This window comes from Aeribacillus sp. FSL K6-8210, from assembly GCF_037963925.1.
Classification (GTDB): domain Bacteria; phylum Bacillota; class Bacilli; order Bacillales; family Aeribacillaceae; genus Aeribacillus; species Aeribacillus composti.
The window spans coordinates 2,840,309-2,854,467 of record NZ_CP150172.1 but is presented as its reverse complement, the minus strand read 5'-3'; the positions used below and the strand labels follow the sequence as shown (position 1 = coordinate 2,854,467).

15 protein-coding genes are annotated in these 14,159 nt (G+C 40.2%); 13 read left to right on the top strand and 2 right to left on the bottom strand.

Translation table 11 applies throughout. From position 1 onward, the window contains the following. Positions 1-2 precede the first annotated feature (2 nt). Together NSQ41_RS13840 and NSQ41_RS13835 are read right to left on the bottom strand one after the other, a co-directional pair. Positions 3-542 carry a transcription repressor NadR gene (locus NSQ41_RS13840; protein WP_063387960.1) on the bottom strand — a complete coding sequence of 180 codons (540 nt, stop codon included), beginning with the start codon at positions 540-542 and terminating at the stop codon, positions 3-5. Between the two features lie 22 nt (positions 543-564). Further along, positions 565-1,686, bottom strand: a complete 1,122-nt coding sequence (locus NSQ41_RS13835) for an IscS subfamily cysteine desulfurase (RefSeq protein ID WP_082830307.1) — start codon at positions 1,684-1,686, stop codon at positions 565-567. Positions 1,687-1,807: 121 nt separating this feature from the next. On the opposite strand from NSQ41_RS13835, the gene nadB reads away from it, so the two are divergent. The 13 genes from nadB to tgt all read left to right on the top strand — a co-directional run bounded on the left by nadB (position 1,808) and on the right by tgt (position 14,146). Then, on the top strand, positions 1,808-3,349 hold the full coding sequence (gene nadB / locus NSQ41_RS13830; RefSeq protein ID WP_339193170.1) for an L-aspartate oxidase: 1,542 nt from the start codon (positions 1,808-1,810) through the stop codon (positions 3,347-3,349). Then, the gene (gene nadC, locus NSQ41_RS13825; protein ID WP_117016761.1) at positions 3,346-4,191 is read left to right on the top strand and encodes a carboxylating nicotinate-nucleotide diphosphorylase; all 846 of its coding nucleotides are present in this window, start codon (positions 3,346-3,348) and stop codon (positions 4,189-4,191) included. The genes nadB and nadC overlap by 4 nt, the downstream gene beginning before the upstream one ends. Further along, complete coding sequence (gene nadA, locus NSQ41_RS13820) at positions 4,188-5,300, top strand: quinolinate synthase NadA (protein ID WP_327847806.1); 1,113 nt, start codon at positions 4,188-4,190, stop codon at positions 5,298-5,300. The genes nadC and nadA overlap by 4 nt, the downstream gene beginning before the upstream one ends. A 298-nt stretch (positions 5,301-5,598) precedes the next feature. Beyond that, complete coding sequence (gene safA / locus NSQ41_RS13815) at positions 5,599-6,771, top strand: SafA/ExsA family spore coat assembly protein (protein WP_339193169.1); 1,173 nt, start codon at positions 5,599-5,601, stop codon at positions 6,769-6,771. Between the two features lie 133 nt (positions 6,772-6,904). Next, positions 6,905-7,645, top strand: coding sequence for an NAD(+) synthase (gene nadE, locus NSQ41_RS13810; protein ID WP_066249550.1), 741 nt, complete (start codon positions 6,905-6,907; stop codon positions 7,643-7,645). 95 nt (positions 7,646-7,740) lie between these two features. Continuing rightward, positions 7,741-8,409, top strand: a complete 669-nt coding sequence (locus tag NSQ41_RS13805) for a YhcN/YlaJ family sporulation lipoprotein (RefSeq protein ID WP_066249549.1) — start codon at positions 7,741-7,743, stop codon at positions 8,407-8,409. Between the two features lie 110 nt (positions 8,410-8,519). Further along, a complete protein-coding gene (locus tag NSQ41_RS13800; protein WP_144597700.1) occupies positions 8,520-9,245 on the top strand; it encodes a YebC/PmpR family DNA-binding transcriptional regulator in 726 nt (241 codons plus the stop codon). Positions 9,246-9,481: 236 nt separating this feature from the next. Next, on the top strand, positions 9,482-9,991 hold the full coding sequence (locus tag NSQ41_RS13795; protein WP_235600442.1) for a BofC C-terminal domain-containing protein: 510 nt from the start codon (positions 9,482-9,484) through the stop codon (positions 9,989-9,991). Positions 9,992-10,091: 100 nt separating this feature from the next. After that, on the top strand, positions 10,092-10,700 hold the full coding sequence (gene ruvA, locus NSQ41_RS13790) for a Holliday junction branch migration protein RuvA (protein ID WP_066249544.1): 609 nt from the start codon (positions 10,092-10,094) through the stop codon (positions 10,698-10,700). A gap of 10 nt (positions 10,701-10,710) precedes the next feature. Further along, positions 10,711-11,712 carry a Holliday junction branch migration DNA helicase RuvB gene (gene ruvB, locus NSQ41_RS13785; protein WP_339210158.1) on the top strand — a complete coding sequence of 334 codons (1,002 nt, stop codon included), beginning with the start codon at positions 10,711-10,713 and terminating at the stop codon, positions 11,710-11,712. Then, positions 11,709-11,909 (top strand): DUF2905 domain-containing protein, encoded by a 201-nt coding sequence (locus tag NSQ41_RS13780; RefSeq protein WP_063387970.1) that lies wholly within the window; start codon positions 11,709-11,711, stop codon positions 11,907-11,909. The genes ruvB and NSQ41_RS13780 overlap by 4 nt, the downstream gene beginning before the upstream one ends. A gap of 23 nt (positions 11,910-11,932) precedes the next feature. Continuing rightward, positions 11,933-12,961, top strand: a complete 1,029-nt coding sequence (gene queA, locus NSQ41_RS13775) for a tRNA preQ1(34) S-adenosylmethionine ribosyltransferase-isomerase QueA (RefSeq protein WP_063387971.1) — start codon at positions 11,933-11,935, stop codon at positions 12,959-12,961. A 39-nt stretch (positions 12,962-13,000) separates the two neighbouring features. Continuing rightward, a complete protein-coding gene (tgt, locus tag NSQ41_RS13770) occupies positions 13,001-14,146 on the top strand; it encodes a tRNA guanosine(34) transglycosylase Tgt (RefSeq protein WP_063387972.1) in 1,146 nt (381 codons plus the stop codon). Positions 14,147-14,159: the final 13 nt, after the last annotated feature.

The window sequence follows — 14,159 nt, the reverse complement described above, 5'->3', positions numbered from 1 at the left end:
AATCAATGATCGTCACGAATTAAAAATCCTGCTTGATCAAGAGCTGCACAAACTTCATTTAAAGTTTTTTCATTGTCGGCAAGAATGGTGTGCAAATGAATGCCGTTCGTTAATTCCGACAAATAAGAGGCGTTTGTTGTTTCGATTTTTTTTATGAACTCATCTACTTCTTTTCGATTGCTTACCATAATCGATGCGGTCAAGTCCCCGTACACTGGATGTTCAACGATTACATCTTTTACGGTCGCTCCGTAATCAACAATAATGTTCAATTCCTCCTTTGTTTTTTCCGGAGCGTGCTTGCAGGCAATAAGACGTTTCGCTTTTTTTGCCTCATTCGTTCTTTCTTTTAAATACATATATCCCTGACTTGTGGCTAAAATCGGTTCTCCGAGTGCTTTTAAAAGAGAAATATCTTGAACGATGACTTGACGGCTGACATTCGTCCGTGAGGCCAATTCCCCTCCCGTGATCGGCCGATTTTCATTTTTTAACCATTCGAGAATCACTTCCCTCCGCTTGTCCCCTAATATTTTTTCCATAAACACCAACCTTTCAAAACTCTTATCGAACGATGGATAGAATCGCATTGATAAGCTCATCGACTTCCGAGATTGTATTTGTAATTCCAAAGGAAATACGAATAAATTGATGAGCGGAATCTTTGTCAAAGCCGATTGAAAGAAGGGTTTTAGAAGGATGACTATTTCCAGCTTGACAGGCGCTTCCAGTTGAGACCGCAAATCCTTTTCGGTTCAATTCGAGCATTACAAATTGACCTTCTAAACTGTTTGTGACAACACCAACAATATTTGGGAGAACCTCTTTTTTCGTTTCATTGACAATCGTTATCGTGGGCAGCTGTGTCTTTAATTGGCTGATCAAATGCTGCTTGAGCTTGATGAAATGGTTAAAATGCTTCTCTCTTTGATTATAAAACTCATTTGCGGCAGTGACAAAGGAAAAAATGCCTGGAACGTTGACAGTGCCTGGACGAAATCCGTCCTCATGTGTTGTTCCGGGAATCACTGGCGACCAGCTTGCTGCTGGATGAATATACACTGCTCCTACGCCCTTTGGACCGTAAATTTTATGTGAAGAAAATGTATAGGCATCAGCATTCATCTCATCGACGGGAATCAACAGTTTTCCAAACGTTTGCACACAATCGGTATGAAAGTATATTTTCCTCTTTTTTAAAAACAAGCCAATTTCCTTTATATTTTGAATTGTTCCGATTTCGGAATTGCCGTGCTGGATGGTGACAAGGGCCGTATCTTCACGGATTTCTTCTTCAAGATGCTCCATTAAAATATTTCCATTTTGATCATGCTTTAAAAATGTAATGTCATATCCTTTCGCACGCAATAAAGACAAATAATGGTCAATGGATGCATGTTCAAGTGAAGAAGCAATAATATGCTTTTTGTTTGGCGTGCTATTTAATAATGATTGGATGGCCAGTATGTTGCCTTCAGAACCGCCGCTAGTAAAATAAACACCGTTTGGATCTCCTCCTAATAACGCTGCAAATGCTTTCCTTGACGCTGTCAATAGTTCATACGCTTTGCCGCCGATATCATGCAGACTGCTTGAGTTTCCGTAAGCAAATTTTGCCGCTTCGGTGTATGAAGCAATCGCTTTTTCACTCATGGGGGTCGTTGCTGCAAAATCAAAGTATATCAATTGTTTTCGCCCCTCTCTATTCAAGCCTTAAAAATTTTGTGAAAAATTCCTCTTGTCAATATTGTATTTTTGTGTAAATATATGTGTCAAGACATGTGTAAATTTACAAGGGGGGTTGTTGATGACCCATTATGATGTCATCATCGTCGGAAGCGGTATTGCCGCATTAACGGTTGCAAGCGAATTATGTGAAAAAATGAACATATTAATGATTACAAAAACGATGAAAACTAGTTCTAATTCTCATTTAGCTCAAGGTGGAATTGCATGTGCCATACATGAAAATGATCATAGCTGCCTTCATTATGAAGATACATTATATGCTGGGCGCTACCACAATAAAAAGGAAGCAGTTGAGCTGCTCGTACAAGAAGGAAAGGAAATTATTTCATCCCTTATGGATGAGGGCTTTCCATTTGACAAGGACGAGCAAGGAAATGTGGATTTAGGAAATGAAGGGGCGCACTCCTTTCGCCGCATTCTCCATGCAGGAGGAGATGCGACGGGAAGGAAAATGGTAGAGCATTTTTTGAAAAAAATAACAAACCGGATAACAATCAATGAATATCAGTTTGTTTGTGATGTCGTTGTAAAGGACGGAAGGGCAGTTGGCATTATTACCAAAACAGCAGATGAAAATATACATGTCTATACAGCCCCCCATATTATTTTGGCAACCGGCGGCTGCGGTCAAGCTTATGAATGGACATCCAATCATCCGAACGCAACGGGAGACGGACTTGCCATTGCTTTTCGGGCTGGATGCAGGCTGATCGATATGGAGTTTACACAGTTTCATCCAACAATGCTTTATATAAACGGGACATGCAGAGGATTGATTTCTGAAGCGGTCAGGGGTGAAGGCGCTGTATTGATCGATGAAACGGGGCAAAGATTTATGAGCGAAATTCACCCATTAGGTGATTTGGCTCCTCGAGATGTTGTTGCCCGCGCAATTTATCGTAAATATCGGGATGGACATCAAGTGTATTTGGATATTTCAGAAATTCAATTTTTTTCCGAACGTTTTCCGACGATTGCTGAGATGTGTCGGCAAAATCGGGTAAATTTGAGCGAGAAGAAAATTCCTGTAGTGCCTGGCATGCATTTTTTAATGGGCGGAATTGAAACCGATTTAGTCGGCAGAACGAATATCGATCGGCTTTATGCTGTAGGCGAATTGGCGTGTACCGGTGTCCACGGGGCAAATCGTCTAGCATCAAATTCTCTTTTAGAAGGTCTTGTATTCGGAAAAAGGATTGCAAAATTTATACTGGATCAGCGGCTGTCTTCACAGGAGAGTTTTGGGGATTTCCATTGGAACGAACATGAAAAAACAGAGGTTCCAGAAAAAGGAGAAATACGCAAAATATTGACAAAATGGGTTGGAATCGAACGGACGCATGGAGAACTGGCATGGGCTGTTTCATGGCTGAAGCGATATGTCAAATATTTTCCATTAAATGCTATAAGTTATTCAATTGAAGAAATCGAACGGATTAACATGATCACAGCCGGATATTTAATAGCTAAAGGAGCTCTTTTACGAAAGGAAAGCCGCGGCGGCCATTTCAGGATCGATTATCCAGGGGAAAAACCTGAATGGCTGGAAAAACGAATTGTACAAACAAACGAGCAAAGGATAGGGGCGGTTGAAACATGAATCAAATAAAACTCGAGCAGGCATTGAAGCAATTTTTTATGGAAGACATAGGAGACAATGATTTGTCCAGCGATGCGATTTTCTCAGAAAACGACCGAGGATCGGGCGTCATAAAAGCAAAACAAAGCGGAGTTTTTTGTGGAGAAAACGTGGTGAAAACCGCTTTTTCGATGTTAAACCCCAACCTTGAAGTTCACATGTTTGTAAAAGATGGACATGAGCTGACAGCGGGGGAAGAGATTGCCGTCATAAAAGGTTCTATTCGTTCCATCTTACAAGGAGAGCGCGTAGTGTTAAATTTGCTGCAGCGAATGAGCGGGATCGCAACTTTGACAAAACAAGCGGTGCTGACGTTAAATTCAACGCATACAAAAATTTGTGATACAAGAAAAACAACACCTGGGCTTAGAATGTTTGAAAAGTATGCTGTCCGCATAGGGGGAGGATATAATCACAGATTTGGTTTATATGACGGGGTGATGATTAAAGACAACCATATTGCCTTTTGCGGTTCGATTACAAAAGCAGTTGAAAGGGTAAGAAATCGAGTCGGCCACATGGTAAAAATTGAGGTGGAGGTTGAAACGGAAGAGCAATTGAAAGAAGCAATTTCAGTACATCCCGATATTATCATGTTTGACAATTGCCCGCCTGAACAAGTGAAAAAATTTGTTGATATGACTCCGCCTGACATTATTACAGAAGCTTCAGGCGGAATTACGTTAAAAAATTTAGCGGATTACAAAGATACAAATGTTGATTTCATATCGCTTGGGTTTATTACCCATTCAGCACCTTCAATAGACATTAGTTTATCTTTTTCGGGGAGGAATGAGCTATGAATCTTTTTGAATTGTTGGATGCTTCAAAAACAGAAATGATGCCTGAAGATTATAAACATCGATCTGTGGAAGAATTGGAAAACCGTGTGATAGAAATTAAAAAGAAATTCGGAACAAGACTGATGATCCCAGGTCATCATTATCAAAAAGACGAAGTGATCCAATTTGCAGATGTAACAGGAGATTCGTTAAAGCTGGCACAAATAGCGCAAGAAACAAAAGATGCCGAATATATTGTCTTTTGTGGTGTTCATTTTATGGCAGAAACAGCAGACATGCTGACATCGCCTTATCAAAAGGTGATTCTTCCGGATATGAGAGCTGGCTGTTCGATGGCGGATATGGCAAATATCAAACAAACAGAAGCCGCTTGGAGCAAGCTGCAAGAGCTTTTTGACGACACGATTTTGCCATTAACATATGTCAATTCATCAGCAGAGATTAAAGCTTTTGTCGGTAAAAATGGCGGAGCAACGGTAACCTCCTCAAATGCTGAAACGATGCTGGCTTGGGCGCTGAAGCAAAAAAAGAGAATTTTGTTTTTACCTGATCAGCACTTAGGGAGAAATACTGCCTTTAAACTGGGTATTCCCCTTAATAAGATGGCTGTCTGGGATCCGATTGAACAAAAGCTGCATTATGATGGAACAAGGGAAGATGTCGCCATCATCTTATGGAAAGGCCATTGCTCAGTGCATGAGAAATTTACAGTAAAAAATATTGAACATATTCGCAGCAAATATCCCGATATGAAAATTATCGTTCATCCTGAATGTACATTTGAGGTTGTTCAGATGGCCGATTATTCGGGATCCACGAAATATATTATTGATACGATTCAAAACTCCCCGAAAGGAAGCAAGTGGGCAATCGGAACAGAAATGAATCTAGTGAATCGGTTAATACAAAATAATCCCGACAAAGAGATCGTTTCTTTAAATCCATATATGTGTCCGTGTTTAACAATGAATCGAATTGATCTGCCCCACTTAGTTTGGGCGCTGGAATCAATCGATAAAGGAAAAATAATTAATCAAATCATTGTGGATGAAGCAATTAAAGAGTATGCAGTTCTTGCATTAAATCGCATGCTGGATCATAGCTCATAAAAAGGAAAAATATTGAAATCGCCCATATGCATGCGGGATAGCAAAAGTACGAAGAACAATTTGAATGCCTGGGGTCCCTCCCCGGGTTTTTTTATTTTTGTAATTTTTGCAGCATAAATCAGCAGCTGTGTACTGATATCGATATCAATTGGCTTTTAAAAAAGAGGATCGTTTTTCTTAGCCTTCATTTTTAAATCATAATCCCACTAAAATTTGCATAAGTTGTGATGAAGAAGATTTATGAATGTTTTGATTCGAAAGTTGTATAGGCAGTACGTTTTCACAGGAGGGGGAAACAGTGAAAATCCACATTGTTCAAAAAGGCGATACACTATGGAAAATTGCTCAAAAATATGGAGTCGATTTCCAGGAGTTAAAAAAGTTGAATTCCCAATTGAGCAATCCTGATCTTATTATGCCAGGAATGAAAATAAAAATTCCAACTGGCGATGTGCCAATTAAAAAGGAAGTGAAACATGAATTAAAGAAAGAAGTGCCAAAAGTAGCTTTTAAAAAGGAAGCAAAGGAACATCCTTTTGCAGAGGAAAAACCTGTTGCTCCTATTGAGACTGAGGAACCGGAAGCAAAGGAGAAGCCGTCTAAGCCATATGTGCCTCCCGTTCCAAAAGTTTATCAGCCTTACTATCCGAAAAAAACTGATGTAAGCAATTATTTTATGCTCAATATGCCGATGATGAATATCCATGAAGAAGCGGAAAAGGCTCCAACGCATCCCTATGCTTCAAAAGATTCCAAACCGCAGCTTCCGAAAAAGCCTGAAAATGTGTTTCATGAAGTTTTGGGTAAAGGAGAAGAAAATAAAGAGGAGGACAACAAAGATATGACGAATCCGCAATTTTCGAATGTCAATCCATATTATGGAGCCCAATGGCAGCCTTATTACGCGCCTGTCTGGCCAAATATTCCGAACCCTGCCCCGAATCAATTTGTAAGCCCACAACAATATGGCGAAGATTTTGATGATGATGAATATGATGAAGCGTATGGTTACGAAAACGTTGCACCTAATATTCCGCCCAATATTCCGCCTAATGTTGCACCTAACATTCCGCCAAACGTTTCACCAATACAATACAGTCCGCAACCCGTAGTTCCATATGTACCATATCCTGTTCTTTGTCCACCGTTTCCATTCTTAGGATGCCATCCGGTATCTCCTGTATATCCAGGATCAGGATTGGCGCCGACACCTTATGCTGCACCTTATGGAATGCCGCACGGTCAATGGGTAAGCCCGGAGGCGGCGGAAAATCAAGAATTTGCAGAGAATATACCTCATACTGGAGCTTTTCCGAGTCATCAGGATGACTGCGGCTGCGGAGGTCCTGTACCTTATGGATATCGAGCGGCTCCATTTGTACCATATGGAATACCGCATTACCCTTATGCTGTGCCTTACTATGATTATAACCAGTTCGTTGCACCGCAAGATGAAGAAGATGAAGATTAATTTTATTGGAGACGATGATAAAAATCGTCTCTTTTTTCTTTGAAAATTTCATGACATGATTTATTTTTCGTAAAACACAATATGATACAATGGATAATAAAAAGAAATGATGCTAAGGAAGGTGCATGACATAATGCAGGAAAAAATTGCAAAATTAATCGAATGGCTTCAAAATCAAGTAAAAAACGCAGGATTAAACGGTGCAATTGTCGGAATAAGCGGGGGAATAGATTCCGCCGTAGTTGCTCATCTCATTAAGCGAGCGTTTCCTGAGCATTCGCTTGGCCTAATCATGCCATGTAAAAGCAATCCGAAAGATCAAGAAGATGCTTTAAAAGTAGTAAAAAGCTGCAACATTGATTATATGGTGATCGACTTGACCGAAACTCATGAAACGCTTTTTCACGCCATTCAAAAAAATATTCAAGCTAAAAACGATTGGAATGAAGAAGCAGCAAGATTAGGCGACGCGAATACGCGCGCGCGGCTCAGAATGACAACATTATACGCTGTGGCAAACAATTATCGTTACATGGTTGTTGGCACAGATAATGCAGCTGAATGGTATACGGGCTATTTTACGAAATACGGAGACGGCGGTGTAGACCTTGTTCCTCTTGTACATTTTACAAAAGGCGAAGTAAGGGAAATGGCAAAAATTTTAGGAGTTCCGGATGAAATTATTAATAAAGCTCCAAGCGCCGGTTTGTGGGAAGGACAAACGGATGAAAACGAAATGGGAACAACATATGATATGATTGACAGATTTTTAAAGGGAGAGGAAATTCCTGAGAAAGATAAAGAAATCATTGAAGCGCTGCATAGACGTTCTGAGCATAAACGAAATTTAGCGGCAGCACCGCCAAAATTTTAATTAATTGCCGGGAACTAACAGCAATAAACCTCCCCTGATAGAACAAGCTATTGATGAGCTATTATGCTCAAATTGTTTTTCAGGGGGTTTTTTCATTGAGAAAATCAGTTTCCGCAGCTATTGCCCTTTCTTTTATGACAATTGGTCTTGCGGCGTGCAACAACAATAATGGTGCATTGGATGACCGTGATCGAAATGGTGCAGCACCAATTGGCTACTATTCAGCTGATCGGGATCGCAATTTTGATTACGTTGATAATGATGGACCGATCACTGAAATGTTTGACGGCGGAATGGATGACAATGATATGCTCCGCGATGCAAATGACCGCAATAGAGACCGCTCGCTGACAGTCAACGATAGAAGAAACAACGGCTTCCAAAGAAGCGATGTCAATTATCATAATCATTTACGAGATGTGGGCTCGAATAATGCTCAATTAGCCGAACGAATTTCTGATCAGGTAAGCCGGCTGAAAAACGTGCAGGATGTTGATACGCTCGTAACAAATGACAGGGTTGTAGTAGCGATCAATACAACTGATCGAAACGAACAGAACGTAAAAAATCGAGCCAAACGAGTTGTATCAAGACTGGCTGGAAATAAAAGCATCCATATTGTAACAGACGAGGAAACTTTTACTCGCGTGCGAAACATTAATAATAACTTGAATAACGGTACGGATGTAGGGGAAGATATCCAACGTCTATTCAATGATATTGGAGAAGCAGTAACAGAGCCTTTTGACGGAAATAACCGCTAACGAGACAGGGAGAACTCCTCCCTGTTTCTTTTGTGAAGAACAATTTTTCCCGCTAAATAAAATATGTTATATTAAAAATCGAGATTTGTTTATGAGAGGGGATTTTTAGAATGGCAGGACATTCTAAATGGAAAAATATTCAAAGAAGAAAAAATGCCCAAGATGCGAAGCGGGGCAAAATTTTTATGAAATTGGCAAAAGAAATTTATGTTGCGGCTAAACAAGGCGGAGGAGATCCTGACGCGAATCCTAGCCTCAGACTTGCCATTGACAAGGCTAAAGCTGCCAACATGCCGAACGATAATATAGAACGAGCAATTAAAAAAGCGACCGGCAGCCAAGATGGAGCCAACTATGAAGAAATTACATATGAAGGATATGGCCCCGGCGGTGTCGCTGTAATGGTAAAATGTCTGACGGACAATAAAAACCGTACAGCAACAAGTGTTCGCACTGCCTTTAATAAAAACGGAGGAAACTTAGGAGAAACTGGTTGTGTATCCTATATGTTCGAACGAAAGGGATATATTGTTATTGATGGTAACGGAATTGAAGAGGATGACTTGTTTCTTGAAGCAATTGACGCTGGAGCAGAAGAATTAGAAGCGTCTGGTGAGGCGTTTGAAATTTATACCGCTCCTGAAAATTTGAATAATGTAAAAACCGCTTTAGAAGAAAAAGGATATAAACTGGAAACAGCGGAAATCACATGGATTCCTCAAACGTACACGCAACTAGATGAAACAACAGCTGAAAAAATGTACAAATTAATCGATGTCCTTGAAGATGACGACGATGTCCAAGAAGTCTTCCATAATATGCAGGAAGATGAGTGATTGAAAATTTATTGATATTAACGATTAAAAAATCTAACAGCCGAAAAAATGAAATTGTTAAGTTATCCATTTTACTTTTTCTAATTGAAACGTATTAATATACAAGCATGCCATGATATACAAGGTAGTTGCCATAATATGTAATAAGATGAAGAATCAGGACTAAGGGTTAAAACTTCTCATGATGGCTACAATAAATAAAAACAAATGTGTTATAAGTTCAGGAGTGGTGGCATGTGAAAAAGGTATTTTGCCTCTTTTGTTATACTTTGATGATCTTAGCTTTTTGTCATTTCCATCCTGAAGCATCTTTCGCAAATGCGAATCATCATTCCTCGACAGTTGAAGTCATCTTGAGAAGAGTTTATCTTGATGGCGAAGTGAGCGAAGAGGTCAAAACAGAACATCATCATTCTATCGCAGATGTAATTGCGAAATATCAAGATTGGCAGGTTGTTCGTCAGGATGGCGACGAAATTGTCTTTCAAAAGCAAATTGATGACCTCTCTCCTTTATTAAAAACAAATGGTTTTTTCGGTATTATGGAAGACGGGACTTTGTCGATTTTTAACGGGAAGCCTGACGCAGACAATGAAGTCATTCAGTCTTTTTTCCAGATCGATATAAAAAAACTGGAAAGCTATCGCCACCTGCAACTAAAAAGAGGAATTCCCGTAAAAAATAAAGAGAATTATTTAAATGTCATCAATACCTTTAAAGCTTATTCTGCTGATGAATTCAAATAAAAGGACCGATGCTTTTTGCATCGGTTTATTTTTGCAGTTCTATCCCTGACGGAGCGAGTTCTTTATGTTAAAATAGGTTAAGTGATGAGAGGTGAACGCAGTGATTGAGTTTATCCGCGGAGTTGTAGATCATATATCAATAGATTCAATTGTGATCGATCGGAACGGAATCGGCTTTCAAATTTTCACTCCCAATCCTTTCAGCTATCAAAAACATATAAAAAAAGAAGTGACAGTTTATACATATCAATATGTAAGGGAGGATCTCCTCGCTCTGTACGGATTTTCAAGCCGTGAAGAAAAGACTCTCTTTTCCAAGCTTTTAAACGTAACAGGAATCGGTCCGAAGGGTGCTCTGGCGATCCTGGCTTATGGGGATGCAAAGCAAGTAGTGGAGGCCATTGAAAATGAAGATGAAGCATTTTTAGTAAAATTTCCTGGTGTCGGAAAGAAAACAGCGAGGCAAATCATCTTAGATTTAAAAGGGAAGCTCGTCGAATTCGTTTCAGAACCGTCTTCCAACATGTTAGCTAATCAGGTGCAAACAGACCAAAAACATAGCAATCATTCGCTTATGGAAGCGATCGATGCTCTGAAAGTTTTAGGATACAGTGAGAAAGAGATAGCAAAAATCAAGCCGTCATTGGAAGGTGAATCGCTCTCAACTGATCAATATGTGAAAAAAGCATTGAAACTGCTTTTGAAATAAGGTGATAGCAATGGAGGAAAGAATTGTTGCAGGCGAAGCTGAAGCGGGAGAAAAAGATTTTGAATTCAGCCTTCGTCCTCAATCTTTCGATCAATATATCGGTCAATCAAAGATTAAGGAAAACTTAAAAATATTTATTGAAGCGGCAAAGCTTAGAGAAGAAACGTTGGATCATGTTCTTTTATATGGACCTCCAGGGCTCGGGAAAACAACACTTGCAACGATTATCGCAAATGAGATGGGGACGAATATCCGCCATACTTCAGGGCCCGCGATTGAACGGCCGGGAGAATTAGCGGCTATTCTCACTTCTTTAGAACCGGGGGATGTTTTATTTATTGATGAAATTCACCGGCTGCATCGTTCGATCGAAGAAGTCTTGTACCCAGCGATGGAAGATTTTTGTATAGATATCGTCATTGGAAAAGGATCAAGCGCCCGCACGCTCAGGTTGGATCTGCCACCGTTTACACTTGTTGGTGCAACAACTAGAGTTGGCTTATTAACTGCTCCTTTAAGGGATCGATTTGGTGTGTTAAGCCGCTTGGAATATTATCAAGAGCACGAGCTCTCAAAGATAGTCAAACGAACGGCCAATCTGTTAAATATCGAGATTGAAGAGGAGGCAGCCGTTGAAATAGCCAGAAGATCGCGGGGAACGCCAAGAATTGCGAACAGACTTCTTAAAAGGGTCAGGGATTTTGCGCAAGTGCTCGGATTTGAAAAAATCAGCGCCCATCTTGCTGAAGACGCCTTGGAGCGTTTGCAAGTGGATAAACTTGGATTGGATCATATCGATCATAAACTTCTTTTAGGGATCATTGAAAAATTCCAAGGAGGACCCGTTGGAATTGAGACCATTTCAGCGACAATCGGTGAAGAAGCGCACACAATTGAAGATGTTTATGAACCGTATTTATTGCAAATCGGTTTTATTCGGCGAACACCGAGGGGAAGAATAGTAACAGATCTTGTGTATAAACATTTTCAAATGGAGGTGCCGAAAAGATGACGGAATTTCCAAAGCTATTGATGGTGCTTGGCGGTATTTTGCTTTTTATCGGCTTATTTATGCAAGTTGTCGGAAGACTGCCAGGAGATATCGTAGTAAAAAAAGGAAATTTCACCTTCTTCTTTCCGATTGTCACATGCATTGTCATTAGTTTGCTTTTAACGTTCATTTTTTCTTTTTTAGGACGGTTTAAATAATGGACAGAAGCTAGGTGAACAGGATGAATATCGAATTATTTGACTTCGAATTGCCAGAGGAACTGATTGCTCAAACTCCGTTGAAGGAGAGGGATGCTTCAAGATTAATGATTGTTGATAAAAAAAGCGGAGATATTACGCACAGCAGATTTAAAAGCTTAATTGAGTATGTATCTCCGGGTGATTGCCTTGTTTTAAATGATACGCGGGTCATGCCGGCCAGATTGTACGGGGTGAAAGAAGAAACCGGGGCCAAAGTGGAAGTTTTATTGCTAAAAGAAAAAGAAGGGAATGTTTGGGAAACCCTTGTAAAACCTTCAAAGCGAGTCAAAGTAGGGACAACATTAAATTTCGGAAACGGCCTTTTAAAAGGAACATGTGTAGGAACTCTTGAACACGGCGGTAGAATCATTGAATTTCAATATGAAGGCATTTTTTTGGAAATTTTGGATCAGCTTGGGGAAATGCCATTGCCGCCATACATTAAAGAGCAGCTTGATAATAAAGAACGATATCAAACCGTTTATTCCCGAGAAATTGGTTCAGCAGCTGCACCGACTGCAGGTTTGCATTTCACGGATGAAATACTCGAAAATATAAAAAATAAAGGGATTCATATCGCTTTTATAACGCTGCATGTTGGGCTTGGGACATTTCGTCCAGTCAGCAGCACAAACATTACAGAACATAAAATGCATGCGGAATTTTATCAAATGACAGAGGGAACGGCCCGCTTATTAAATGAAGTAAGAGAAAAGGGAGGACGTATTATCGCAGTCGGTACGACTTCAACAAGAACGCTGGAAACAATTGCTGGAAAACATGGAGGCAAATTTGTCGAAGAAAGCGGTTGGACAGACATTTTTATTTATCCGGGCTACAATTTTAAAGGAATAGACGGACTCGTTACAAATTTTCATCTTCCTAAGTCTTCTCTGATCATGCTTGTCAGTGCGCTGGCTGGAAGAGAAACAATTCTTCGCGCGTATGAGGAGGCTATAAAGGAAAAATACCGTTTTTTCAGCTTTGGAGATGCCATGCTGATTATTTGAAACAGAATAGAGGTACACTGAATAAAGGAGGGGCTATCATTGAATAAGCCACCTATTCGATATGAATTGATCAAAACATGCAAACAAACAGGCGCCCGCCTTGGAATCGTACATACACCTCACGGTTCGTTTGAAACTCCGGTGTTTATGCCTGTGGGAACATTGGCGACCGTCAAAACTATGTCACCGGAGGAATTAAAAGAAATTGGCGCAAAAATCATTTTGAGCAATACATACCATTTATGGCTCAGACCAGGGGAAGATATCGTTAAGGAGGCAGGAGGTCTCCATTCTTTTATGAATTGGGATGGAGCGATTTTAACCGACTCCGGCGGATTTCAAGTGTTCAGCTTAAGCGAATTCCGGCGAATTGAAGAAGAGGGAGTATATTTTCGCAATCATTTAAACGGGGACAAGCTGTTTTTATCTCCAGAAAAAGCAACTGAAATCCAAAATGCTCTCGGATCAGATATTATAATGGCATTTGACGAATGCCCGCCTTACCCGGCATCATTTGATTATATGAAACAATCTGTAGAACGAACCTCCAGATGGGCTGAACGCTGTCTAGCAGCTCATAAAAGAGAAAATGAACAAGGGATGTTTGGAATTGTACAAGGCGGCGAATATGAAAACTTGCGGAAGCAAAGCGCACGCGATCTTGTCTCGCTTGATTTTTCGGGATATGCGGTTGGTGGTCTTTCTGTCGGTGAACCGAAAGAAGTGATGAATCGTGTGCTAGAATTTACCGTGCCTTTATTGCCAAGTGACAAACCTCGTTATTTGATGGGGGTCGGTTCTCCAGATTCACTGATAGATGGAGCGATTCGGGGCATTGATATGTTTGATTGCGTGCTTCCTACTAGAATTGCGCGCAACGGCACCTTAATGACATCAACAGGTCGGCTTGTCGTAAAAAATGCGAAATATGCGCGCGATTTCGGTCCATTGGATGAATCTTGTGATTGCTACGTTTGCCGAAATTATTCACGTGCTTATATCAGACATTTAATTAAAAGCAATGAAACATTTGGGATTCGATTAACATCTTACCATAATCTCTATTTTTTGATAAAATTAATGGAGCAGATTAGGGAATCAATCCGTGAAGACCGTTTAGGAGATTTCCGAGAAGAATTTTTTGAACGGTACGGATTCAATAAACCAAATGCGAAAAACTTTTAATGCTTAGAAAGGG

Excerpts from the sequence above, each read along its gene's own strand:
- NSQ41_RS13840 (WP_063387960.1), bottom strand. The coding sequence starts at position 542 with ATGGAAAAAATATTAGGGGACAAGCGGAGGGAAGTGATTCTCGAATGG.
- nadB (WP_339193170.1), top strand. The coding sequence starts at position 1,808 with ATGACCCATTATGATGTCATCATCGTCGGAAGCGGTATTGCCGCATTA.
- nadC (WP_117016761.1), top strand. The coding sequence starts at position 3,346 with ATGAATCAAATAAAACTCGAGCAGGCATTGAAGCAATTTTTTATGGAA.
- nadA (WP_327847806.1), top strand. The coding sequence starts at position 4,188 with ATGAATCTTTTTGAATTGTTGGATGCTTCAAAAACAGAAATGATGCCT.
- nadE (WP_066249550.1), top strand. The coding sequence starts at position 6,905 with ATGCAGGAAAAAATTGCAAAATTAATCGAATGGCTTCAAAATCAAGTA.
- NSQ41_RS13800 (WP_144597700.1), top strand. The coding sequence starts at position 8,520 with ATGGCAGGACATTCTAAATGGAAAAATATTCAAAGAAGAAAAAATGCC.
- ruvB (WP_339210158.1), top strand. The coding sequence starts at position 10,711 with ATGGAGGAAAGAATTGTTGCAGGCGAAGCTGAAGCGGGAGAAAAAGAT.
- NSQ41_RS13780 (WP_063387970.1), top strand. The coding sequence starts at position 11,709 with ATGACGGAATTTCCAAAGCTATTGATGGTGCTTGGCGGTATTTTGCTT.
- queA (WP_063387971.1), top strand. The coding sequence starts at position 11,933 with ATGAATATCGAATTATTTGACTTCGAATTGCCAGAGGAACTGATTGCT.